The organism is Streptomyces sp. NPDC060366 (assembly GCF_042725135.1).
Lineage (GTDB): Bacteria > Actinomycetota > Actinomycetes > Streptomycetales > Streptomycetaceae > Streptomyces.
Window position 1 is genome coordinate 911947 of sequence record NZ_JBHXDC010000002.1, and the last position, 23137, is coordinate 935083.

Genomic DNA, 23137 nt, shown 5'->3' on the forward strand with positions numbered 1-23137 from the left:
AAACGACAAGGGGCGCCCCGGCCGGTCGAACCGGTCGGGGCGCCCCTCTTCGTATGCGAGCGCCGCTACGCCGACTTCTCGTGGCGGCCGTCGTTCTTCACGATCCGCGGCTCGCGCGGGACCAGCGTCGGGTTCACGTTGTTGCGGACGACGTCCGCCGTGATGACCACACGGGCCACGTCCTTGCGGGACGGGACCTCGTACATCACCGACTGGAGGACCTCTTCGAGGATCGCGCGCAGACCGCGCGCGCCCGTGCCGCGCAGGATCGCCTGGTCGGCGATGGCTTCGAGCGCCGGGAGGTCGAAGTCCAGCTCCACGCCGTCGAGTTCGAAGAGGCGCTGGTACTGCTTCACCAGCGCGTTGCGCGGCTCGACCAGGATCTTGAGGAGCGCCTCGCGGTCCAGGTTGTGCACCGAGGTCAGGACCGGCAGCCGGCCGATGAACTCGGGGATCATCCCGAACTTCACCAGGTCCTCCGGCATGACCTCCTGGAACTGGTCGCTCTCCTCGATCTCGCGCTTGGAGCGGATCGTCGCGCCGAAGCCGATGCCCTTGGCGCCGGCCCGTGACTCGATGATCTTCTCCAGGCCCGCGAAGGCGCCGCCCACGATGAACAGCACGTTCGTCGTGTCGATCTGGATGAACTCCTGGTGCGGGTGCTTACGGCCGCCCTGCGGCGGGACCGAGGCCGTCGTGCCCTCCAGGATCTTCAGCAGGGCCTGCTGGACGCCCTCGCCGGAGACATCGCGGGTGATCGACGGGTTCTCGCTCTTGCGGGCGACCTTGTCGATCTCGTCGATGTAGATGATCCCGGTCTCGGCCTTCTTGACGTCGTAGTCGGCCGCCTGGATCAGCTTCAGCAGAATGTTCTCGACGTCCTCGCCGACATAGCCGGCCTCCGTCAGCGCCGTCGCGTCCGCGATCGCGAACGGTACGTTCAGCATCCGGGCCAGCGTCTGGGCAAGGAGCGTCTTGCCGGAGCCCGTGGGGCCCAGCAGCAGGATGTTGGACTTCGCGAGCTCGATCGCGTCGTCACGGCTGCCGGCTCCGCCGTTCTCGCCGGCCTGCACGCGCTTGTAGTGGTTGTACACCGCTACCGAGAGGGCCTTCTTCGCGGGCGCCTGCCCGACGACGTACCCCTCGAGGAACTCGTAGATCTCCCGCGGCTTGGGCAGTTCCTCCCACCGCACCTCGGAGGTCTCGGCGAGCTCCTCCTCGATGATCTCATTGCAGAGGTCGATGCACTCGTCGCAGATATAGACCCCGGGACCTGCGATGAGCTTCTTCACCTGCTTCTGGCTCTTCCCGCAGAACGAGCACTTGAGCAAGTCGCCGCCATCACCGATGCGTGCCACGAGGTGCTTCCCCTTCGCCTGGGAGCAGCCTGGTTCAGCGGCTCCTGTGCCTCATACCCGACGGTACCTTGCCTGGCCCCCCGTTCGGGCCCCCCTTGGCGCGGTTCAGGTGTGTGTGCGACCACGAGGGCCGCGCCAAGGGCACCGGACGGGTCAGGCCGCTGCCGCCGCCGTGGTCTTACGGGTCGAGACGATCTGGTCGACCAGACCGTACGCCAGAGCGTCCTCGGCGGTCAGGATCTTGTCACGCTCGATGTCGTCGCGGACCTTCTCGATCGGCGTCGTGGAGTGCTTGGCCAGCATGTCCTCGAGCTGCGCGCGCATGCGCAGGATCTCGTTGGCCGCGATCTCCAGGTCGGAGAGCTGCTCGCGGCCGGTCTGGCTGGACGGCTGGTGGATCAGGACGCGCGCGTTCGGCAGGGCCAGGCGCTTGCCCGCCGTGCCGGCCGCGAGCAGGACCGCCGCCGCGGAGGCGGCCTGTCCCATGCAGACCGTCTGGATGTCCGGCTTCACGAACTGCATCGTGTCGTAGATGGCCGTGAGGGCCGTCATCGAGCCGCCGGGGCTGTTGATGTAGATCGAGATGTCACGGTCGGGGTCCATGGACTCCAGGCACAGGAGCTGCGCCATGACGTCGTTGGCCGACGCGTCGTCGATCTGGACACCGAGGAAGATGACGCGCTCCTCGAACAGCTTCGCGTACGGGTCGTACTCGCGCACGCCCTGCGACGTGCGCTCCACGAAGCGCGGGACGACATAGCGGTTGTCCACCTGAGGGCCGGTGTAGAGGCCGCTCGCAGAGGCGCCGGGGTAGTTGTTCATATGGGTGTTCACCATCCTGGTGGCGTTCGATGGGCTGACGTGGCCGGTCCGGGGCGTGACTCTCGCCCTCAGGCGCCGGTGCCGCCGCCGCCCGGAACACCCGAAGCAGCGGAGATGATCTCGTCGATGATGCCGTAGGACACGGCTTCCTCGGCGGTGAACCAGCGGTCGCGGTCACCGTCGCGGATGATGGTCTCCTCGGTCTGGCCCGTGTGGCGCGCGGTGATCTCGGCCATGCGCTTCTTCGTACGGAGCAGCTGCTCGGCCTGGATCTTGATGTCGGAGGCGGTGCCGCCGAGGCCCGCGGAGCCCTGGTGCATGAGGATGTCGGTGTTGGGCAGCGCGAAGCGCTTGCCGGCGGTGCCGCCGGTCAGCAGGAACTGGCCCATGGAGGCCGCCATGCCCATACCGATGGTCACCACGTCGTTCGGGATGTACTGCATGGTGTCGTAGACCGCCATGCCCGCCGTGACGGAACCACCGGGGCTGTTGATGTAGAGGTAGATGTCCTTCTCGGGCTCTGCCGCGAGGAGAAGGAGCTGCGCGGTGATCTTGTTGGCGATGTCGTCGTCGACCTGCTGGCCGAGGAAGATGATCCGCTCACCGAGCAGTCGGCTGTAGACCTGGTCGCCGAGGCCACCACCGAGGGACGGCTCACCGGCGGCGTAAGGCATCAGATTCGTCACGTATCCACCTGCTCGTCTCTGACGGCTCCGGCCGTCTCAGCGTCTTTCGTTCCGGGGGACGGGGGTAGACCCCAGCCCTCGTATTCATGGACCCTAACGCGCTGGTCGGCGGGCGCCATCCCGCTTCCTGGACTGTTCGCTGGCAGCGCAAGGTAGTTGGGTCGTCGCAGGGCCCGGCCTGACCCAGACGACACCCCCTACGGGAGCGGGCCCCGGGCGCGAGTCGCGTCCCGGGGCCCGGAGATCCGTCGAGCGGGGGCGCTCAGCCCTCGTTCTTCGCCTCGGCCTTGTCGTCGGCCTTCTCGTCCGCCGCGGCTTCCGCGGGGGCGTCGGCCTCGTCGGAGGACGCCTCGACCGTCTCGGCGGTCGTGTCCTCCTCCTCGTCGTCCTCGAGGTCGACGACCTCACCGTTGGTGTCGAGCACCTTGGCGGCCTCGACCACCACGGCGAGCGCCTTGCCGCGGGCGACCTCGCCGACGAGCATCGGCACCTGGCCGCCTTCGACGACGGCCTGGGCGAACTGGTCGGGCGACATGCCGGAGGACTGCGCGCGACGCATGAGGTGCTCGGTGAGCTCCTCCTGGTTCACGTTCAGCTTCTCCTTGTTGACCAGCTCGTCGAGGATGAACTGGGTCTTGATGCCCTTGACCGCCTGCTCCTTGGTCTCCTCGTCGAACTCCTCCTCCGTCTTGCCCTGGATCTCCAGGTACTTCGGAAGGTCGAGGCCCATCTGACCGAGCTGGTGGTGCTCCAGGTTGTGCTTGCGGGTCTTGATCTCGTCCTCGAGGAGCTTCTCGGGGATCGGCACCTCGGCCAGCTTCAGCAGCTCGTCGAGGACGCGCTCCTGGGCCTGGGTGGCCTGGTCGTACTGCTTCATGCTGCCGAGGCGCTTGCGGCTGTCCGCCTTCAGCTCGTCGAGGGTGTCGAACTCGCTCGCCATCTGCGCGAACTCGTCGTCCAGGTCGGGCAGCTCGCGGGAGGCGACCTGGGTGACCTTGACGGAGACCTCGGCGTCCTTGCCCTCGGCGGTGCCGCCCTTGAGCTGGGAGGTGAAGGTGGCCTCGCCACCGGCCTCCAGGCCGGTCACGGCCTCGTCGATGCCTTCGAGCAGCTCGCCGGAGCCGATGGTGTACTGCACGTCGCTCGCGACGCCGTCCTCCAGGACCTCGCCGTCGACCTTGGCCTCCAGGTCGATCGTCACGACGTCGCCCTCGGCGGCGGCGCGCTCCACGGGGTTGGTGGAGGCGAAGCGCTCACGCAGCTCGTCGACGGACTTGTCGACGTCCTCGTCGGACACGTCGACCGCGTCGACGGTGACCTCGATACCGGAGTAGTCCGGGATCTCGATGACGGGACGGATGTCGACCTCGGCGGTGAAGGACAGCAGCTCGCCGTCCTTCAGCTCCTTGATGTCGACCTCGGGCTGCCCGAGGACATTGAGCTCACCCTCGTTGACGGCCTCCGTGTAGAACTTCGGAAGGGCGTCGTTGACGGCCTCCTCCAGCACAGCTCCACGGCCGAACCGCTGGTCGATGACGCGGGCCGGGATCTTGCCCTTACGGAAGCCCTTCACCGTGACCTGCTCGTTGATCTTCTTGTACGCCGCGTCGAGGCTGTCCTTGAGCTCCTCGAAGGGCACCTCGACAGTGAGCCGAACCCGGGTCGGGTTCAGGGTCTCCACGGCGCTCTTCACGGTTCGGTCTCCTTGGTGGCTGATTCTGGGGTTCTGCTACGCCCGCCGTGACTCCGGCGGACCAGCGGATTCGGCCCGGTTCTTCACGGTCTCTTCAGACACACGGGCACGCAGCTTGCATAGTAGCCGCAAGCAGGATGACGCCCACAACGCGATCACGAACAGTCGCGTGTACAGATGGTCGGGGTGGCCGGATTCGAACCGACGACCTTCCGCTCCCAAAGCGGACGCGCTACCAAGCTGCGCCACACCCCGTCGGTGCGACACGTAGGGTACATGCCCGCGACCGGTACGTCGGACGTATTAAGTGGAGCGGCGACGAGGGGGAAGCGGTGTGCGCCGAGGCCCACCGACCCGCTACGATGTTTCCCGTGCCACGGTCCCTGTGACCTGCGGCGCGTGCGGGCGTAGCTCAATGGTAGAGCCCTAGTCTTCCAAACTAGCTACGCGGGTTCGATTCCCGTCGCCCGCTCCACACGACTCAGGGCCAGGTCGGAGAGCGATTCTCCGGCACTGGCCCTGACGCGTTGCCGGATGGTCCCGGCCACGGCGTGGCCGTCAGGCGATCACGGCGATCCAGGCCATGACGCCCACCGGGGTGAGACCGCAGATCAGGCCGAAGGCCAGGAACACATGAGCCAGTGTCTTGAACACCTTGGGACGCTGGGCGCGGCAGGCCGCGAAGGCCGTGAAGCTGAGGATCGCCAGGCACGGCAGGGTGACGAAGACGAAGCCCAACGCGTGCATGGGGTCAAGTCCGGCCGGGTCGCTAGAAGTTGATCTGGTTGATCGTGTCGGCTATCGAGTCCATGAACCTGTTCACCGACGGCGCCATGTCCGTGGACGCCAGGAAGAAGCCGAACAGGATCGCAACCACGGCGGGGCCGCCCTTCAGGGAGCCGCCGCGGATCAGAACCACGAGAACGATCGCCAACAGCAGCACCACAGACAGTGAAATGGCCACAACTGATCACACCCTCGGTCGGTCCGCCTTGCCGGCCGCGGGAGCTCACGGCCTCGCACTCATCCCGCTGCCTCCATCGTGCCACCAACCTCCCCCCAGGTGTTGGTCCGTGACGAATCATCGACGTAAGGATCACGCCAATCGACCGGCGGGTGCGCCCGGTGGGCGGCCGGATCCGCCCGAGGCGGGCGGATAAATGCGGACGCCAATTCGATAATGCGGCGCGATCATTTCCCTGGCGCGCACAGCTCCTTCACAGGAAATCGCGAGGCGACCCCCGGGCACCTCACCCATCGAATTCACTCGGAGTCACATCGAGGCCAAAACCCTGATGATATGCCCCATTTAAGGGGGATTAACGGGGGCATATCTACCGGTGGGCGACTCTTTCGGTGCCGAACACCCCACTTACGCAGGAGGTTTTACTCATCGCATTGTGCGGAGCTAGGCTTAATCAGATGTCCCACGCTCCGCACGGATATGAGAGGGCCCAGCTCCCCCGCACGCGGGAGTTGGATCCCGTCCCCCCAACAGCGCAGACCGCATCGGCCGCTGTGGCCGAAACCCCTGTACGGACCCCTCAGGATTCCGCGAAGTCGACGCCCCCCACGGCCAAGACGTCCACGAAGCGAGACGCGTTCTTCGACAACGCGAAGTACCTGGCCATCGTGCTGGTGGCCATCGGCCACGCCTGGGAGCCGGTGATGGACGGCAGCCGGGCGACCAAGGCGCTCTACATGGTCGTCTACTCGTTCCACATGCCGGCCTTCATCATCATCTCCGGCTACTTCTCCCGAAGTTACACCGGCCGCCCACACCAGATCAGACGTCTGCTGACGGGGATCGCCGTCCCGTACATCGTCTTCGAGGTGGCGTACTCGCTCTTCAAGCGGGTCACGAACGACCCCGGCCACCCGATCAGTCTGCTCGACCCCTGGTATCTCACCTGGTTCCTGGCCGCGCTGTTCGTCTGGCGGCTGACCACCCCGATCTGGCTGTCGCTGCGCCATCCCCTGCCGGTCGCCCTCGGTATCGCCGCGCTCGCCTCCTTCACGCCGAACATCGGTGAGGACCTCAACCTCCAGCGCGTACTGCAGTTCCTGCCGCTCTTCGTGCTGGGGCTCATCCTCAAGCCCGAGCACTTCCAACTGGTCCGCCGGCGTGAGGTCAGGCTGCTGGCCGTGCCGGTCTTCGCGGGTGCGCTCGTCTTCGCGTACTGGGCGGCCGTCCGGATGGAGAACGCGTGGTTCTACCACAACAGCGCGGCGCAGGATCAGGGGGCGCCGTGGTGGATCGGCGTCGTGATGACCTTCGCGCTGTTCGGCAGTTCGGTGGTGCTGACGGCCGCGTTCCTGGCCTGGGTGCCGCGCCGCAAGATGTGGTTCACGGCGCTCGGCGCGGGCACGATCTGCGGCTATCTGCTGCACGGCTTCCTGGTCAAGGGCGCGGTGTACAGCGGGATCTTCGACACGAACGTCTGGCTGACCGAGCCGGCCGGGCGCGTCTTCCTCACACTGCTCGCGGGCGTCGCGATGACGCTGCTGTGCACCCCGCCGGTACGCCGTCTCTTCCGCTTCGCGACGGAGCCGGAGATGAAGTGGGCGTTCAGGCGGGACCCGGCGCGGGATTCCGCACGCGACCCGGCGTCACGGGCGGGGCAGACCAAGTAGCCGCCGTACCTCCGCGTACTTCTCGGTGAGCCTGATCCGGGTCGCCTCGTCCAGTACGGCGAGGCGGCCCGGATCCGCGTTGTGCGCCAGGTCCGACTCCTTGACGAGCGGCGCGCCCGGGGTGTCGAGGATCCGGCGGGTGTACGTGGCGGTGTCCTCGCCCCTGACCTTCGTCACCGCCAGGACCATCTCCTTGACCGATGGCGGCAGCGCCGCGGCGTCGAGCCATTCACGGGACAGCGCGTCGTCCTCGACGGAGTCGTGCAGCCACGCGGCCGCGATCTGCTCGTCCGAGCCGCCCCGCGCCCTGACTCCGTCGGCGACCGCCTGAAGGTGCTCCGCGTACGGCCGGCCGGCCTTGTCGGTCTGGCCGGCGTGCGCCTCGCGGGCGATCAACTCCACTTCGGCCAGGCTGAGATACGTCATGTGGCGGACTCCATAGGTAGGTCAAAACTTGCAGGGTAAATCGTTTGGTAAACTAATTACTGACGCTTCCTTGACGCGCCTTTGACTTGATGGAGGAACGGTCCCATCGGACACGCAGACACGCTCATAGCCATGGGCGGCGCCTTCCTTGCTGCCGCTCTCCTCGCCCGTCTCGGCAGCCGGATCGAGCTGCCGACGATCCCGCTGTTCATCCTGGCCGGAATCCTGCTCGGCCCGCACACACCCGGCATCGTGCTCGTCTCCGACCCGCACGAGCTGGAGATGCTCTCGGCCCTCGGCCTCGTACTGCTGCTCTTCTACCTCGGCCTCGAATTCCATCTGGACGATCTCAAGGCGGGCGGCCGCAAGATGGCCCTCGCCGGCGGCGCCTATCTGGCGCTGAACGTGGGCGCCGGGCTCGGCTTCGGTTTCGCACTGGGCTGGGGCACCTCCGAGGCGCTGGTCCTCGCCGGTGTGCTCGGTATCTCCTCGTCAGCGATCGTCACGAAGATCCTGGTCGACCTGGGCCGTATCGGGAATCCCGAGACGAAGCCGATCCTCGGGATCATCGTCGTCGAGGACATCTTCCTGGCGCTCTACCTGGCCGCGCTCCAGCCGATCCTGTCCGGCGCCGACAGTCTGTCGTCCGCGCTCGCCGACGGCGGGAAGGCGTTCGGGTTCCTGCTGCTGCTGGCGCTCGCCGCGCGCTTCGGCAAGAAGGTCATCGGCCGCCTCATCAATACGAAGGACGACGAACTGCTCGTCATCTCCTTCCTGGGCGCGGCGGTCTTCATGGCCGGGGTCTCCGAGTGGTTCGGCGTCGCGGACGCGATCGGTGCGTTCATGGTCGGTCTGATGCTGGGCAGTACGACCTCCGGTGACCGGATCCGCACGCTCGTGCATCCGCTGCGGGACGCGTTCGGCGCGATCTTCTTCTTCGCCTTCGGGCTGTCCATCAATCCGGGCGACCTGCCCGCGGTGCTGTGGCCGGTCCTGGCCGCGGTCGCCCTGACGCTGACGATGAACATCGTGGCCGGGCTGGTGGCCGCCCGTATCTACCACTTCGGGTCAGGTCCCGCGGCGAACGTCGCGACGACGCTGGTCGCACGAGGCGAGTTCGCCCTGATCCTCGCGACGATGGCGGCGGGCGCGGCGCTGGACGCGCGTCTGGCCCCGTTCATCGCGGGTTACGTCCTGATCCTCGCGGTCCTCGGCCCCCTGGCGGCGGCCAAGTCGCACTGGCTGGCACGGGTGCTGCCGGGCGGCGGACGCGGCGGCGATGACGGGAGTGGCGGCGACGGTGGTTCTCCGTCCGGCGACGACACGTCGGGCGATGAACTGACACTCGCCAAGGCGTCGGGCGCCTGACGCGTGACGTGACGGGGGGGGCGGGGGGGCCGGTGCCGACAGGTACCGGCCCTCAGCCGTCCCCGCGAACCGCCCCCGGAACGCACACCGAACGTTCGGGCCCGGCAGAGATCACCCGGACGGGGCCTAGGTCCTGTCCGGCGGATCTTCGGGGATCAGCCCGGGGCGTCTGGTGCGGTACATCGCAAGGCGGAGGATCATGCTCGTACTGGACGTACTTGGATGATGCGACAACGCGGCGAGGTGCCGTGCCAGGCGTCCCGGGCCCCCGAAGATCCGCCGGACAGGACCTAGCCCTCGCGGCAGATCAGCAGCAGCGCCCTGTCGTCGTTCACGTGTTTGGCCACCGCCTCGATCAGGTGCCAGGCCGCTCCCTCGAAGCCCGCCGCGACATAGCGGTCGGCCTCGCCCGAGAGGCGGTCGATGCCCTCGCTCAGATCGCGGCCCGACGCCTCGACCAGGCCGTCCGTGAACAGCATCAGCACGTCGCCCGGCAGCAGGGACCCCTTCACCGGGTCGAACTCCGCGCGGTCGTAGACGCCGAGGAGCGGGCCCTCGCCCGCCATCTCCTCCCAGCGGCCGCTGCCCGCGTGGAGTTGGAGCGCGGGCAGATGGCCCGCGGAGAGCAGTTCGTACTCGCCGGATTCGAGGTCCAGGACGAGGTGGATGGAGGTCGCGAAGCCCTCGTCCCAGTCCTGGCGGAGCAGATAGCCGTTGGCGGCCGGCAGGAAGTCGTGGGGCGGGAGCGAGCCGAGGAGCCCGCCGAACGCGCCGGACAGCAGCAGCGCGCGGGAGCCCGCGTCCATGCCCTTGCCGGAGACGTCCGTCAGGACGACTTCGAGCGTGCGCCCCCCGTTGGTGCGGGCCGCGACGACGAAGTCGCCGGAGAAGGACTGGCCGCCCGCCGGCCGCAGCGCCATCTCGCGGTGCCAGCCCTTCGGCAGCGGCGGCAGCGCGCTCTGGACGCGGATGCGTTCGCGCAGGTCGAAGAGCATCGTGCCGCCGCGCCGCCACGGCACCCCGACGCGGGCCCTGAACTGGGCTATGAGAAGTCCGAAGAGCCCGCAGGCCGCCACCACCAGGACGGTGCCCGGCGTCACCGTGGCCGGCCCCTGGTCGTACGGGCCGAGGACGAGCGATTCGACGATCAGGGCGGTGGCGGCGACCGCGTACAGGCTGAGCAGGCTGGAGGGCCGCAGCAGCAGTCCCCCGGCGACGATCGGCAGGACCAGCGCGGAAGGCGCGAACCAGACGGGGATCGCCATGGTGGCGAAGGCGATTCCCGGGACGGTCAGCATCAGTCCGACGAGTGCGATCCAGTCCGAGCCGTCGCCCCTGAAGTAGTCGACACCGGATTTGCGCACGGCATTGCGTGCCCGGTGCAGCGACTTGCGCATCCGGGCCGTGTACGAATCCGCCTTCGCTCCACCGGTCATTGTGGTTGGACCCTATCCATCAGTCGGCCCGCCGTGCAGGGGACCCCTGTGACATTGCGTTCGATATCGGGTCGCCTCGACCGCCTACTCCCTGGTACTGATGGCATATGACCACAGACTTGCGAGTACTCGAAGCCTCCGACTGGGACCGCTGGTTCGGGACGTTGGAGAGAGCTTTCGGCGGGGCGCTCGTCAGCTCCCCCGAGCAGCGCGAGATGTGGCGCTCCGTGACGGAGCGCGATCGCTCCATCGGGGTCTGGGACGGCGACGAGTGCGTGGGGACCGCGGGGGCCTACACCTTCGGGCTCTCGGTGCCCGGCGGCGGCGTGGTGTCCGCCGCCGGCGTCACGATGGTGAGCGTCGCGGCGACGCACCGTCGGCGCGGGATCCTCACCTCCATGATGCGGCGGCAGTTGGACGACGTCCGTGGGTGGGGCCAGTCGGTCGCGCTGCTGACCGCCTCGGAGCCGGAGATCTACGGCCGGTTCGGATACGGCGTCGGTGCCCGGCAGTTGAGAGCGGAGATCGACACGTCGCGCGTCTCGGTGAAGGTGCCGACCGCCCCGGGCGACGGCGGCGACGGCGGGCCACGGCTGCGCTATGTCGCGCCCGACGACGCGCGCGAGCCGATCGAGTCGGTGTACGCGCGCCTGGTCGCGAGCCGCCCCGGAATGCTGGAGCGCCGGCCCGGCTGGGACCGGAAGCTGCTGATCGACCCGCCGGAGGCGCGCGAGGGCGCGTCCGCGCTCCAGTGCGTGCTCGCGCGGCGCGGTGAGGGCGAGGGCGCCGAGACGGTGGGTTACGTGCTCTACCGCATCAAGCCCACCTGGGATTCGGCGGGCCCGAAGGGCACTGTCGTGGTCGATCAGGTCGGGGCGCTGGACCCCGTGACATACGCCACCCTGTGGCGCTTCCTCTCCGAGATCGATCTGACGTCGACGGTGAGCGCGTCGAACCTGCCCGTGGACGACCCGATCCAGTTCCTGGTGTCCGACGTCCGCCGGGCCGGCATCGGGGTGCGGGACTCGCTCCACGTACGGCTGGTGGAGGTGGGCGCGGCGCTCGCGGCGCGGGGCTATCAGGCGCCGGTGGACGTGGTGTTCGAGGTGGACGACGCCTTCTGCCCCTGGAACGAGGGCCGTTGGCGGCTGACCGGTGACGAGAAGGGCGCGTCCTGCGAGCGGACGGCGGACGCGGCTGATCTGTCGCTCTCCGTACGGGAGTTGGCCACGATGTATCTGGGCGACACCTCGCCGGCCGCGCTGGCGCGGGCAGGTCTCGTACGCGAACTGCGCCCCGGCGCGCTGACGGAGGCGTCGATCGCCTTCGCCTCGCCGGTGGCGCCGTGGCTCCCGCACGGCTTCTGAGGACGGGGAGCCGGGGGCGGTACGCCTACCGGCGGCGACTGGGCCCGTGGGTCGGACCGGTCCGGATCCGGGAACGCCGCCGCCTTCGGCAGGCCCGAGGGCGTGTCCGGAGACCAGCGCCGTCCGCCCGCGGGGCGGTGCGTCGCCGGGTGGAGGACCGGGCTTGTGGACGTCCGGCCGTACGCGACCGACTCCGGCGACGCGGCGAGGCGCCGGGCCCCCGAAGATCCGCCGGACAGGGCCTAGGCCCGCTGGCAGCCCGGGCACCAGAAGAGGTTGCGGGCGGCGAGTGGTGCCGTGCGGATCTCGCTGCCGCACAGGTGGCACGGCATCGTCGCGCGACGGTAGACGTACACCTCGCCGCCGTGGTCGTCCACACGCGGCGCGCGGCCCATCGCCTCGGGCAGGTGCTCGGGCCGTACGGTGTCGATGCGGTTGTGCCGTACGCCCTCGCGCATCAGCGCGACGAGGTCCGCCCAGATCGCGTCCCACTCGGCGCGGGTGAGTTCACGGCCCGGGCGGTAGGGGTCGATGCCGTGCCGGAAGAGGATCTCGGCCCGGTAGACGTTGCCGACGCCCGCGATGATCTTCTGGTCCATGAGCAGGGCGGCGACGGTGGTACGGGAGCGGGAGATCCGCGCCCACGCGCGCTCCGGGTCGTTGCCCGGCGCGTCCGGCGGGCGCAGCGGGTCGGGTCCGAGCCGGTCGTGTATCGCCTGCTTCTCCGGTTCGGTGATCAGCGCGCAGGTGGTGGGGCCGCGCAGCTCCATGTACGACGTGTCGCTGAGCAGCCGCAGCCGGACGGTGTCGGTGGGCGGCGGGGCGGGGGTGTCGCCGAGTGCGACCTTCCCGAACAGGCCGAGGTGGACATGGATCCAGCCGCTGTCGCCGAAGCCGGCGAAGAGATGCTTCCCGTGGGCGCTCGCGCCGTCCGTCACCTGGCCGTCGAGGAGCGCGGCGCTCTCGGTGAACCGGCCCTGGGGGCTGGCGACGCGGACCGGTTCCGCGGCGAAGCGGTGGTTGAGGTCCTGGGCGAGGCGGTGGATCGTATGCCCCTCGGGCACGGGGTCTCCTCGGTGCGTGGAGGGTGACATGGCGGTGCCGCCGGGCCCGCGCCCGGCGGCACCGTTCGCTGTTTGCGGGCCGGGTTCAGTCCTGCTTCGGGTGGTGCGCCGGGATCGGCGGCACCTCACCGGTCTTCTCGTACGTCGCGAGCATCTCGATGCGGCGCGCGTGGCGCTCCTCCCCCGTGTACGCGGTGGCGAGGAAGATCTCCACGAACTTGGTCGACTCGTCCTGGGTGTGCATCCGGCCGCCGACGGAGATCACGTTCGCGTTGTTGTGCTCGCGGCTGAGCGCGGCGGTCTGCTCGTTCCACACGAGCGCGGCGCGCACGCCCTTCACCTTGTTCGCGGCCATCTGCTCGCCGTTGCCGGAGCCGCCGATCACGATGCCGAGGGACTCCGGGTCGGCCGCTGTCCTCTCCGCGGCGCGGAGGCAGAAGGGCGGATAGTCGTCCTGGGCGTCGTAGATGTGCGGGCCGCAGTCGACGGGCTCGTGGCCGTGGGCCGTGAGCCATTCGACGAGGTGGTTCTTGAGTTCGAAGCCGGCATGGTCGGAGCCGAGATACACGCGCATGGGCGAAGTGTGGCACGTCGGGGGCGGTGCGGAGCGCTCCGGGGTCGGCAGTGCCGTACCCATACATGACGGCGGATGTCAGGTATCGGCGTGAGGCTGTCCGCGTCCGGACGCGCCCGGCGGCGCGTATGTACGAGTGGATACACCTGTGGATGGAGACCCATGTCCGACCCGACCGGCCTGCCCGACTCCTCACTCGCCGCGCTGCGCCATGTCTTCCGGCCCGGGGACCCCGGCTACGACGAGGAGTTGTCCGGTTTCCAGCTCGGTTTCTCCCCGCGCCCCGATGTGATCGTCGGGGCCACCGGCGTCGACGACGTGCGGACGGCCGTCGCGCACGCGGCCGCGCACGGACTGCCCGTCGGCGTGCAGGCCACCGGCCACGGTGTGCCGGCGGCGACCGAGGGCGGGCTGCTGATCACGACGCGGCGGATGGACGGCGTACGGATCGATCCCGGGGCGCGCACGGCCACGGTCGAGGCGGGGGTGCGCTGGCGGCAGGTGATCGAGGCCGCCGGTCCGCACGGGCTCGCGCCGCTGAACGGTTCGTCGCCGGTCGTCGGCGCCGTCTCGTACACCCTGGGCGGTGGACTGGGCCTGCTGGCAAGGGAGTTCGGCTACGCCGCGGACCATGTGCGCGCCCTGGACGTGGTCACCGCCGACGCGCGGCTGCGGCAGGTGACCCCGGACAGCGACCCGGATCTGTTCTGGGCGCTGCTGGGCGGCGGCCACAACTTCGGTGTGGTGACGGCGCTCGAGATGGATCTGGTGCCGGTGGCGCGGCTGTACGGCGGGGCGCTGCTCTTCGACGGTGAGCTGCGCGACGACGTCGTCGCCACGTATCTGGACTGGTGGGGCACCGTGCCCGAGACACTGACGTCGTCCCTCGCCGTGATGGTGTACCCCGACATGGAGCAACTGCCGCCGTTCCTGCGGGGCCGCTACACCCTCTCGATCCGGGTCGCGTTCACCGGCGACGAGGCGGAGGGCGAGCGGCTGGTGGCGCCGCTGCGGGCGATCGGGCCGGCGATCACGGACTCGCTGCGGGAGATGCCGTACACGGACTCGGCCACGATCCACAGCGATCCGGATTTCCCGCACGCGTACTGGGGGGACAGCGCGATGCTGTCCGGGCTGGACGCGCGGACGCTGACGGAGCTGCTGGAGCTGACGGGTCCGGACGCGCCGGTGATGTGCATCGTCCAGCTCAACCCGCTGGGCGGGGCGCTGGCGAGTCGGCCGGAGGTGCCCAACGCCGTCCCGTACCGCGACGCGGCGTTCCTGATCCGGGGCCTCTCACCGCTGGCCGGTCCGGATCTGCCGGCGGTCCGGGAGTTGTACGGGAGGTTCTTCGACCGGCTGGCCCCGGTGACCGTGGGCCGTTCGCTCAACTTCGTCTTCGCCGACGGCGCCAGGACCAAGGGCCTGTACGACGCGGGGACGGCGCGCCGGCTCACCGGGCTCAAGGCCCACTACGACCCGGCGAACCTGTTCCGTCGCAACTACAACATCCGTCCCGCCGAATCGGCCGGATCCGGCGTCAGTCCTGGCGGCCGATGAGCTTCCAGGAGATGGGCAGCAGGCCCATCGCCAGCGCGGCCTTGAGGGCGTCGCCGATCAGGAAGGGGGTGAGTCCGGCGGCCAGGGCCGCGCTCAGCGACAGGTCGGCGGCGACCGCGAGATACGGCACGCCGACCGCGTAGATGATGAGGGAGCCGGCCACCATCGTCCCGGCGGTGCGCGGGACGGAGCGGTCGCCGCCGCGCCGGGCGAGCGAGCCCACGACCGTGGCGGCGAGCAGCATCCCGAGTACGTAACCGAAGGAGGCGCCGCCAGGGCCCGAGGAGCCCTCGGAGAACCACGGCATGCCGGCCATGCCGACGAGGGTGTAGACGGCGAGCGCGAGGAAGCCGCGGCGGGCGCCGAGCGCGGTGCCGACGAGCAGCGCGGCGAAGGTCTGGCCGGTGACCGGGACCGGGGAGCCGGGGACCGGGACGGCGATCTGCGCGGCGATGCCGGTGAGCGCCGCGCCGCCGAGTACGAGCGCGGTGTCGACGGCGTACCGGTGCCGGGCGGCGGGGAGGAGATCGGCGAGGACCGCTCCGGTTCGGGTGGTGGCGGCAGCAGTGCTCATCGGGACTCCGCGAGGTGAGGGCAGACGTGTGGGCAGGGGAACAGGCTGACGGTAGCCCACCCGTACGGGCCCGGACACGGGTGACCGAGCACAAGACGGCGGCCCGGCTTATGGTGGACTTCCGACAACTGGGGCGCTCCATGCGGCCGATGGGCGTGACGCTCGTCACGGAATTCGCTCAGGTGAGGGTCGTGTGGTCCCGACGGAGATCGTTTCGCGTGGCGGGGCGGCAGTCGAGCAGACTGTAACTTCCCACCAAAGGGCGGCCCGAACCGGTCGGTGGGTGCCTCTTCACCTTGGGTGAGCCCGGTGTCCGTATAGCGGGACCGGGTTACGGGTAGGCGGTACGCGCGGCCAGACTGTGGCCCCTCCCCGTATCCGCTACCGAACAGGGCATCCCCATGTCACCCCCCACGCCTCGGACCCCCGCCGACGCGCCCGCGACTCCCCCCGCCCCCGAGAGCCCCGGCACCTCCACCGCTCCCGCTGCCGACTCCGCTCTCACGCACGGGCTCAAGCAGCGCCATCTGTCGATGATCGCGCTCGGCGGCGTGATCGGCGCCGGGCTGTTCGTCGGCTCGGGCGCGGGCATCGCCGCCGCCGGTCCGTCGATCGTCGTCGCGTACGGCGCCTCCGGACTGCTCGTCATGCTCGTGATGCGCATGCTCGGCGAGATGTCGGCGGCCAACCCGGCGTCCGGTTCGTTCTCCGTCCACGCCGAACGGGCGATCGGACCGTGGGCCGGCTTCACCGCGGGCTGGGCCTTCTGGGTCCTGCTCTGCGTGGCGGTGGGACTTGAGGGGATCGGCGCGGCGCAGATCGTCTCCGGCTGGCTGCCCGGGACCCCGGAGTGGGCCTGGGTGGCGCTGTTCATGCTGGTCTTCCTGGGCACGAATCTCGCGGCCGTGAAGAACTTCGGTGAGTTCGAGTTCTGGTTCGCCTCGCTCAAGGTGGGCGCGATCGCGCTGTTCCTGGTGCTCGGTGTGCTCGCGATCCTCGGTGTCCTGCCGGACACCGACGCGCCGGGCACCGCCAACCTGACCGGCGACGGCGGTTTCCTGCCGAACGGTTCCGAGGGTCTGGTGATCGGTCTGCTGGCCTCGGTCTTCGCGTACGGCGGTCTGGAGACGGTCACCATCGCGGCGGCCGAGTCGGAGGATCCGGTCCGGGGTGTCGCGAAGGCCGTGCGGACGGCGATGTGGCGTATCGCGCTCTTCTACGTCGGCTCGATGGCGGTCATCGTCACGCTGGTGCCGTGGGACGACCCAAAGATCGTCGAGAAGGGCTCCGGCCCGTACGTCGCCATGCTCGACCGTCTCGACATCTCGGGTGCGGGCCAGATCATGAACGTGGTCGTGCTGGTGGCGCTGCTGTCGGCAATGAACGCCAATATCTACGGCGCCTCCCGCATGGCCCGCTCGCTGGTGGCGCGCGGCCAGGGCCCGAAGGTGCTGGGCAGGGTGTCGTCCGGCGTCCCGCGCAACGCGGTGCTCGCCTCGTCGGTCTTCGGTTTCCTCTGCGTACTGCTCAGTTACTGGCGTCCGGACGACATCTTCGCCTGGCTGCTGAACATGACGGGCGCGGTGATCCTCGTCGTCTGGGCGTTCATCGCGGTCTCCCAACTGGTGCTGCGCCGCCAGACGGAGCGCGAGGCGCCTTCGACGCTGGTGGTGCGGATGTGGCTGTACCCGGTGCTCACATGGGTGGCGCTGGCGGGCATGGCAACAATTTTCGTCCTGATGCTCGGTCAGCCGGAGACGCGTGACCAGTTGCTGGCGACGGGTCTGCTGACGCTGGGGCTGGCGACTGTCGGTGCCGTACGGCAGCGGCGTGCGCGCGGGACTGGGCCGGCGGCCTGAAATCCGTGGAGCGATCGCTCTACGGAACAGGAGATATGAGGCCAACACGACGGTTGGTGAACGCGCGTCGGCCGAGCGCGGGTTCGGGGCGAGAGGGCTGCGGGCCCGTACGGAGCGCCACCGCGGCCCGCACAGTCCCGACAACGCCCAACGAGCACGCATGACGACGGCCCCGGCGCGGAAGCGCCGGGACCGTCGTGTGGCAGCGGGGGTCAGCGGAGCGTCTGGACGAACGCCTGCCACGCGTAGGCGGGGAAGACGAGCGCCGGACCGGCCGGGGCCTTCGAATCGCGGACGGGGACGACGCCGGGGAAGCCGTCGGACACCTCGAAGCACTGGCCGCCGTCCAAATTGCTGTACGACGACTTACGCCAAGCGGCCTGGGTCAGGTCGGGGCGGACGGATCGCATCGCGGGATCTCCTCAATCAGTTGCCTGATGAAATCTGCGGAGCTCTCCGGAAAGAGCGTCTTGTCTCGTAGCAGATCGTAGGACAGGCGCAGCGCTTCGACCTTCTCCGGTTCCTCGACCAACTCACCGGACTTCGAACCTTCCCGGTAGGCCACGGACTTCCCGTTCGCGAGCCAGAGGACGGTCAGCGAGCCACCCAGCAGATCGTGCAACCCCGCGGAGAACGGCACCACTTGGATGGTGGCGCGAGAGCGCCGCCCCGCTTCGAGCAGCCCCTCCAACTGGTCCGTCCACACCTTCGGATCCACCGCCGCGCGGCGGAACACGGCCTCGTCGAGCAACGCCTTGAAGTGAGGGGCGTCGTCGCCCTCCAGGATGTCCTGACGACTCATCCGCGCCGCGACCTGCTCGGCCGGTTCCACATCATCGCGTGGGCGGCCCTTGGCCAGGCTCTCCTCGGCGTAGCCTCCGTCTGAAGCAGGCCGGGAATGACGCTGCACACGTACTGGTACTGGACCGTCGCCTCCCGCTCCAGCTTCATGAACCGCTGGTACCGATCCCCGAACGCTTCCTCCCTGGCCAGCACCCACAGTTGTGGCAGTTGGCCCTTCGTCCCGTACACCGCGTCCAGCGCCGCTGTCACCTGTGGTGACCCCAGCCCCTGCGGCGACAGGGCCGGGGCGGCCCGTCCCGAGCGTAGTCAGCCGCGCATTGCCCAGGAGCGGAAACACCCGGTTCATCACATAGGGCTACGCGTGGCGCGGCACGTTCAGCACCAGCCACAGCAGCGGCCTCTCAGGCAGTCGGCAGGCCCAAAGCACGCAGGATGCCGGGCGACACTTCAAGACTTTCGAGTTCGTGGGCGAGGCGCAGCACCTGGTCCGCGACAGCGAGTTCGCGGGGTGTCTCGGGGACGGCGTCGCCGATGCTCCGAAGGAACTCCGCGATCTCGCGCCAGGAGTAGAACACCGTTCCCTCCGTATCGGATCCCGGATCCGGGAATCCGATGGGTACCTGCTGCCCTCGGGAGAGTCCCGCCAGCGACTGGACGCTGCGGCCGGAGCGCTGCGCGGCCTCCGCAACGGTCACCGCGTCGTCAAAGCGGACGCCGGTGGCGTGCAGGCCAGGGATGAGCCGAATGTTCCGTGCCACCTGGGCGATGGCGTCCAAGAGCGAGGGAGCCTCGACATCGCAGATAAGTTCGCTCAGTTTGGCGGGGTCCGGATGGTGCGCGTATCGGTGGGGATCCTCAGGACCGAGGGTGTACGAGACGGATCCGTCGGCGAAGGCATCACAGTGGTCGAAAGCATCGGCCTGCTCAGGCGTGAGAGGCTGATTGAGGCGGAGAACGAAACTCCAGTCGGACACGGAGCGCTCCTTTCAGTGCTGATGTTCGCTGACGAAGCGGTCGATGCGCTTCGCCTCATTGCCAGGGTTCTTGGGAGTGCCGGACACGATGTGGCGCACCCCGCAAGAACAGCACACCACCCATCCCCACCGATGACCGTTCTTGTCCGGCACCACATTGCATCCGGCCCTCTTCGCGCGGTCGAGGGCCGCCGCGACGTCCCCATCTTGATGTCGCCCCTTGGAGATCACCCGAGAATCCTACCCAAAGCGATCAACTCGTCACTTAGAGCTATGTTCCGGACGGCACGTTCAGCGACAGCAGTGCCGTGTCCTTGCCGGTCAGGCGGAGTTCGGTCACCGCCGCGTTCCGCAGGCCCGGGAACACCCGGCGGTACTCGCTCAGCGGGATCGACAGGAGTTCGCAGAGCACCAGCCGCAGCAGGGTGTTGTGGGCGACGACAAGTACCCGGCCGCCCTCGTGCGCCGAGGCGATCCGGCGCAGGGCGTCCGTGCCGCGGGTCGCGGCCGAGCGGGGATCCTCCGCGGCCGGGAAGGGGTTGACCACCGGGTCGGCGCGGAAGGCCGCCGCCGCCGTCGGGTCCACCGCCTCGAACTCGGCGAGCGTGCGGCCCTCCACCACCCCGAAGTCGCATTCACGCAGGTCGTGTTCGCGTGTCGGTACGAGGTCCAGTGCCCGGCAGGCGGGCTCGGCCGTGACGATCGCGCGCGGCACCGTCGACGTCCACACGGCGTCGATGCCGGCGCCCGCCGCCGCCTGGCGTCCCGCCCACCACCCCAGCCGGACCGCCTGGGCGCGCCCCTCGTCGGTGAGGCCGATGTCGCTCACTCCCGCGTAGCGGTTCTCGGCGTGCCAGAGCGTCTGTCCGTGGCGGGCCAGCAGCAGGGTCGTACTCACGAGACCTCCAGGTCGTCGGCGCGGGCGCGCGCGTGCGCGGCGACCGGGGCGGGGAGCCAGCCGCGCCGTTCCAGTTCGTCCACCATGGTCAGATACGGCTGGAGGAAGCGCGCGGTCCGCGCCGGGTCTGGGCGCAGGACATGGCTGAGACCGACCATCCGCTCGGCCGCGTCCGCGAGGGTGGGGGCGGCGCCCGCGCCGTACGCGGCGAGCACCGCCATCCCGAGCGCCGGTTCGCTGTGCCGGGGGATGTGCACGCCGCGGCCGAGGATGTCGGTACGCAGCTGGTTCCAGTACGCGCTCCGCGAGGCGCCGCCGGTGAAGGTCAGCCGGCCGTCCTGCGGGGCGCCGAGGTGGTCCAGATAGTCCAGGCAGAGCCGTTCGGTGAGGCCGACGCCCTGGAGGAGCGCAGCCCAGTGGTCGGCGTCGGAGCGGGGTTCGCCGAGCAGGAGGGGCGTGGCGTCGGGGGCGAGGAAGGGGAACCGCTCGCCCCGCGAGACCAGCGGGTAGGCGAGGGCGGACGACGGTTCGTGGCTCGCGGCGAGTTGGTCGAGGCGCGCCGGGTCCGCGCCGGGGAAGGCTCTGCCCAGCGCGCCGGCGCCGACACCGGAGGCGCCGCCGGGCAGCCAACCGCCGTCCGGGGCACGGTGGTTGTAGACGACGCCGGTGCTGTCGTGGACGGGTGCGGCGGTGACGCCCTTGAGGACGAGTGTGGTGCCGAGGACGGAGTTCCAGGACCCGACGCCCAGTGAGCCCGAGGCGATCTGGGCCGCGCAGCCGTCGGTCATTCCGGCGATCACGGGGGTGCCGGCGGGGATGCCGGTGGCGCTCTCGCCGTCGGCGCCGACCTCGCCGAGCCGCGCGCCGGGCCGTACGACCTCCGGGAAGAGGCCGGGGTCCAGACCCAGGGCGCGCAGCTTCTCGTGCGGCCAGGTGTCCGTCGCCAGGTCGTAACCCGTCTTCAGGGCGTGGCTGGAGTCCGTGGCCGTACGGCGGCCGACCAGGCGGGAGACGATGAAATCCGGCTGGTGGGTGAGGTGTACGCCCGCCGTCGACGGCTGTTCCTTCAGCAGCCACATCGCCTTCGGCAGCGCCCACGTCGGCTGCACCCGCGCCAGCGCCGCCTCGGCCGTGGCGCGCCCGTCGTCGTACATCAGGCCGGGCGTGAGCGGGCGGCCCGCGCGGTCGGTGAGCAGGACCGTGCCGGAGGTGCCGCACACGGCGAGCGCGCGGACGGGGGGTGACCCGCCGTCGGGCGCGGACTTCAGGGCCTCGCCGATCGCCGTGCGCGCCGCCTCCCACCAGTCGTCCGGCGACTGCTCGTGGCGTACCCCGTCGCGTCTGCCGCCGAGTGGGGCCGCACCGCTGCCGAGCACGGTCCCGTCGTCCCCGACGAGCACCGCACGGACGCTCTGTGTACCGAGATCGATACCCATCCACATATCGGCTCCCTCTGTGAAGTTCTCACTCTGCACCGAGATTTTGCGATGCGCGAGGGATTGACGCGCAACTACCGGTGTTCCAAGCTCTGTTAACCACTCGAAGGAACGCGTTATCTACGGGTGGGAACGTGGGAACTACGTCTCCTGCCGGACCGTGGAGGTCACGGATGGACATGCACGGGCAGCTCGGGCACGACCGGCGGCGGTTCCTCGCGCTCACGGCGGCGGCGTCATCCGTCCCGTTGCTGAGCGCCTGTGGGGCAGGTTTCGGCGGCGGTGACAGCAAGAGCGACGGGTCGGCGGCCGACGACGTCACCGGGTCCTTCGACTGGCAGCGGCACAAGGGCACCACCGTCAAGGCGCTGCTCAACAAGCACCCGTACACGGACGCGCTGATCGCCGACCTGAAGGCGTTCACCGCGAAGACCGGCATCAAGGTCGAGTACGACGTGTTCCCCGAGGACAACTACTTCGACAAGCTGACCGTCGACCTCTCCAGCGGCCGGGCGTCGTACGACATCTTCATGCTCGGCGCCTACATGGTGTGGCAGTACGGCCCGCCGGGCTGGCTGGAGGACCTCGGCCCGTGGATGCGCAACGAGTCGGCCACCGGCGCCGAATGGGACCAGGACGACTTCCTGCCGAGTCTCCTCGAAGGCACCCAGTGGTCCCTGAAGGCCGGTACGCCGCTGGGGCAGGGCGGGCAGTACGCGCTGCCGTGGGGCTGGGAGGCCAACGTCGTCGCGTACAACACGGAGGTCTTCGACAAGCTGGGGCTGCGGCCCGCCGAGTCCTTCGACGAGCTGCGTGAACTCGCGGGGACCATCAAGCGCAAGGCGCCGGGGGCCGGTTTCGACGGGATGTACGGGGTCGCGGTGCGCGGCTCGCGGAGCTGGGCGACGATCCATCCCGGCTTCATGACGATGTTCTCCCGCTACAAGCTGAAGGACTTCACGGTCGACGGGGAGAGCCTGAAGCCCGCGATGAACTCCCCCGAGGCCATCACGTTCACCCGTGACTGGGCGGACATGGTCAAGAAGGGCGGGCCGCCCTCGTGGACCTCGTACACCTGGTACCAGTGTTCGAGCGACCTGGGCGCGAAGAAGGCGGGCATGCTCTTCGACGCGGACACCGCCGCGTACTTCCAGGCGGTGAAGGGCGCCTCGCCCGCCGCGGGGAAGATCGCGTTCCATCCGGGACCCAAGGGACCGGACGGGTCGCTCGCGACCAACATGTGGATCTGGTCGCTCGGCATGAACGCCAAGAGCAAGAAGAAGAGCGCCGCCTGGCTGTTCCTCCAGTGGGCCACCGGCAAGGAGCACCTGCGCAAGGGCGCGATCGAGTACAACCACATCGATCCGGTGCGCAAGTCGGTGAGTGACGACCCGGCGTACCGGGACAAGATGAGTGAACTCCCCGGCTTCATCGAGACGTTCGAGGCCGTCCAGGACCAGACGCGGATCCAGTTCACCCCGCAGGAGCAGTTCTTCGACGCGACCACGAGCTGGGCGTCGGCGCTCCAGGAGATCTACGGGGGCAAGAGCGCGGGGCCGGTGCTGAACGGCCTGGCGGACGATCTGGCCTCGAAGGTCGGGTGA

The 23137-nt window shown here is 69.4% G+C and carries 22 protein-coding genes, 2 tRNA genes and 1 pseudogene; 7 read left to right on the forward strand and 18 right to left on the reverse strand.

The features are described from left to right. Positions 1–65: 65 nt before the first annotated feature. The 5 genes from clpX to ACFWHU_RS08730 all read right to left on the reverse strand — a co-directional run bounded on the left by clpX (position 66) and on the right by ACFWHU_RS08730 (position 4814). Positions 66–1358 (reverse strand): ATP-dependent Clp protease ATP-binding subunit ClpX, encoded by a 1293-nt coding sequence (gene clpX / locus ACFWHU_RS08710; RefSeq protein WP_078077342.1) that lies wholly within the window; start codon positions 1356–1358, stop codon positions 66–68. Positions 1359–1511: 153 nt separating this feature from the next. Next, on the reverse strand, positions 1512–2195 hold the full coding sequence (locus ACFWHU_RS08715; protein WP_329033063.1) for an ATP-dependent Clp protease proteolytic subunit: 684 nt from the start codon (positions 2193–2195) through the stop codon (positions 1512–1514). Between the two features lie 53 nt (positions 2196–2248). Beyond that, on the reverse strand, positions 2249–2854 hold the full coding sequence (locus ACFWHU_RS08720) for an ATP-dependent Clp protease proteolytic subunit (RefSeq protein ID WP_031231653.1): 606 nt from the start codon (positions 2852–2854) through the stop codon (positions 2249–2251). A gap of 274 nt (positions 2855–3128) precedes the next feature. Then, positions 3129–4559 (reverse strand): trigger factor, encoded by a 1431-nt coding sequence (gene tig / locus ACFWHU_RS08725; protein WP_385795311.1) that lies wholly within the window; start codon positions 4557–4559, stop codon positions 3129–3131. Between the two features lie 178 nt (positions 4560–4737). Further along, positions 4738–4814 (reverse strand) — tRNA-Pro (locus tag ACFWHU_RS08730). A gap of 146 nt (positions 4815–4960) precedes the next feature. Here ACFWHU_RS08730 and ACFWHU_RS08735 point away from each other — a divergent pair. After that, positions 4961–5034 (forward strand) — tRNA-Gly (locus ACFWHU_RS08735). Between the two features lie 83 nt (positions 5035–5117). Here the strand turns inward: ACFWHU_RS08735 and ACFWHU_RS08740 are convergent. Both ACFWHU_RS08740 and ACFWHU_RS08745 read right to left on the reverse strand, forming a co-directional pair. Further along, a complete protein-coding gene (locus tag ACFWHU_RS08740) occupies positions 5118–5306 on the reverse strand; it encodes a hypothetical protein (protein ID WP_385802583.1) in 189 nt (62 codons plus the stop codon). Positions 5307–5328: 22 nt separating this feature from the next. After that, positions 5329–5523: a hypothetical protein gene (locus ACFWHU_RS08745; protein ID WP_387224423.1), complete on the reverse strand. Its 195-nt coding sequence runs from the start codon at positions 5521–5523 to the stop codon at positions 5329–5331. A gap of 458 nt (positions 5524–5981) precedes the next feature. Between ACFWHU_RS08745 and ACFWHU_RS08750 the strand changes: the two genes are divergently transcribed. Next, a complete protein-coding gene (locus tag ACFWHU_RS08750) occupies positions 5982–7193 on the forward strand; it encodes an acyltransferase family protein (RefSeq protein ID WP_387224424.1) in 1212 nt (403 codons plus the stop codon). On the opposite strand, the gene ACFWHU_RS08755 is transcribed toward ACFWHU_RS08750, so the two are convergent. Continuing rightward, the gene (locus ACFWHU_RS08755) at positions 7170–7619 is read right to left on the reverse strand and encodes an HD domain-containing protein (RefSeq protein WP_387224425.1); all 450 of its coding nucleotides are present in this window, start codon (positions 7617–7619) and stop codon (positions 7170–7172) included. The genes ACFWHU_RS08750 and ACFWHU_RS08755 overlap by 24 nt on opposite strands. A gap of 132 nt (positions 7620–7751) precedes the next feature. Between ACFWHU_RS08755 and ACFWHU_RS08760 the strand changes: the two genes are divergently transcribed. After that, positions 7752–8987, forward strand: a complete 1236-nt coding sequence (locus tag ACFWHU_RS08760) for a cation:proton antiporter (protein ID WP_387224426.1) — start codon at positions 7752–7754, stop codon at positions 8985–8987. A 290-nt stretch (positions 8988–9277) separates the two neighbouring features. Here the strand turns inward: ACFWHU_RS08760 and ACFWHU_RS08765 are convergent, their stop codons facing one another. Then, complete coding sequence (locus ACFWHU_RS08765; protein WP_147875295.1) at positions 9278–10423, reverse strand: PP2C family protein-serine/threonine phosphatase; 1146 nt, start codon at positions 10421–10423, stop codon at positions 9278–9280. Positions 10424–10530: 107 nt separating this feature from the next. On the opposite strand from ACFWHU_RS08765, the gene ACFWHU_RS08770 reads away from it, so the two are divergent. Then, on the forward strand, positions 10531–11790 hold the full coding sequence (locus ACFWHU_RS08770) for a GNAT family N-acetyltransferase (RefSeq protein ID WP_387224427.1): 1260 nt from the start codon (positions 10531–10533) through the stop codon (positions 11788–11790). A gap of 242 nt (positions 11791–12032) precedes the next feature. On the opposite strand, the gene ACFWHU_RS08775 is transcribed toward ACFWHU_RS08770, so the two are convergent. Beyond that, on the reverse strand, positions 12033–12854 hold the full coding sequence (locus tag ACFWHU_RS08775) for an Fpg/Nei family DNA glycosylase (protein WP_387224428.1): 822 nt from the start codon (positions 12852–12854) through the stop codon (positions 12033–12035). A gap of 85 nt (positions 12855–12939) precedes the next feature. Further along, on the reverse strand, positions 12940–13428 hold the full coding sequence (locus ACFWHU_RS08780; protein ID WP_385802574.1) for a ribose-5-phosphate isomerase: 489 nt from the start codon (positions 13426–13428) through the stop codon (positions 12940–12942). A 162-nt stretch (positions 13429–13590) separates the two neighbouring features. On the opposite strand from ACFWHU_RS08780, the gene ACFWHU_RS08785 reads away from it, so the two are divergent. Then, positions 13591–14988 (forward strand): FAD-binding oxidoreductase, encoded by a 1398-nt coding sequence (locus ACFWHU_RS08785; RefSeq protein ID WP_387224429.1) that lies wholly within the window; start codon positions 13591–13593, stop codon positions 14986–14988. Here ACFWHU_RS08785 and ACFWHU_RS08790 read toward each other — a convergent pair. Next, on the reverse strand, positions 14969–15562 hold the full coding sequence (locus ACFWHU_RS08790; protein ID WP_385802570.1) for a biotin transporter BioY: 594 nt from the start codon (positions 15560–15562) through the stop codon (positions 14969–14971). The genes ACFWHU_RS08785 and ACFWHU_RS08790 overlap by 20 nt on opposite strands. A 401-nt stretch (positions 15563–15963) precedes the next feature. Between ACFWHU_RS08790 and ACFWHU_RS08795 the strand changes: the two genes are divergently transcribed. Then, positions 15964–17421, forward strand: coding sequence for an amino acid permease (locus ACFWHU_RS08795; RefSeq protein WP_387224430.1), 1458 nt, complete (start codon positions 15964–15966; stop codon positions 17419–17421). A 212-nt stretch (positions 17422–17633) separates the two neighbouring features. Here the strand turns inward: ACFWHU_RS08795 and ACFWHU_RS08800 are convergent, their stop codons facing one another. The 6 genes and pseudogenes from ACFWHU_RS08800 to ACFWHU_RS08825 all read right to left on the reverse strand — a co-directional run bounded on the left by ACFWHU_RS08800 (position 17634) and on the right by ACFWHU_RS08825 (position 21533). After that, positions 17634–17831: a DUF397 domain-containing protein gene (locus tag ACFWHU_RS08800; RefSeq protein WP_385802566.1), complete on the reverse strand. Its 198-nt coding sequence runs from the start codon at positions 17829–17831 to the stop codon at positions 17634–17636. Further along, positions 17807–18372: pseudogene (locus ACFWHU_RS08805) on the reverse strand (DUF5753 domain-containing protein). Before ACFWHU_RS08805 ends, ACFWHU_RS08800 begins: the two are co-directional and overlap by 25 nt. 254 nt (positions 18373–18626) lie before the next feature. Further along, positions 18627–19199 carry a hypothetical protein gene (locus ACFWHU_RS08810; RefSeq protein ID WP_385802564.1) on the reverse strand — a complete coding sequence of 191 codons (573 nt, stop codon included), beginning with the start codon at positions 19197–19199 and terminating at the stop codon, positions 18627–18629. A 12-nt stretch (positions 19200–19211) separates the two neighbouring features. After that, positions 19212–19430 carry a hypothetical protein gene (locus ACFWHU_RS08815; RefSeq protein WP_381905852.1) on the reverse strand — a complete coding sequence of 73 codons (219 nt, stop codon included), beginning with the start codon at positions 19428–19430 and terminating at the stop codon, positions 19212–19214. 40 nt (positions 19431–19470) lie between these two features. Continuing rightward, a complete protein-coding gene (locus ACFWHU_RS08820; protein WP_387224431.1) occupies positions 19471–20097 on the reverse strand; it encodes a histidine phosphatase family protein in 627 nt (208 codons plus the stop codon). Continuing rightward, positions 20094–21533 carry an FGGY-family carbohydrate kinase gene (locus ACFWHU_RS08825; RefSeq protein ID WP_387224432.1) on the reverse strand — a complete coding sequence of 480 codons (1440 nt, stop codon included), beginning with the start codon at positions 21531–21533 and terminating at the stop codon, positions 20094–20096. Before ACFWHU_RS08825 ends, ACFWHU_RS08820 begins: the two co-directional genes overlap by 4 nt. 173 nt (positions 21534–21706) lie before the next feature. On the opposite strand from ACFWHU_RS08825, the gene ACFWHU_RS08830 reads away from it, so the two are divergent. Continuing rightward, positions 21707–23137 (forward strand): ABC transporter substrate-binding protein, encoded by a 1431-nt coding sequence (locus ACFWHU_RS08830; RefSeq protein ID WP_381798502.1) that lies wholly within the window; start codon positions 21707–21709, stop codon positions 23135–23137.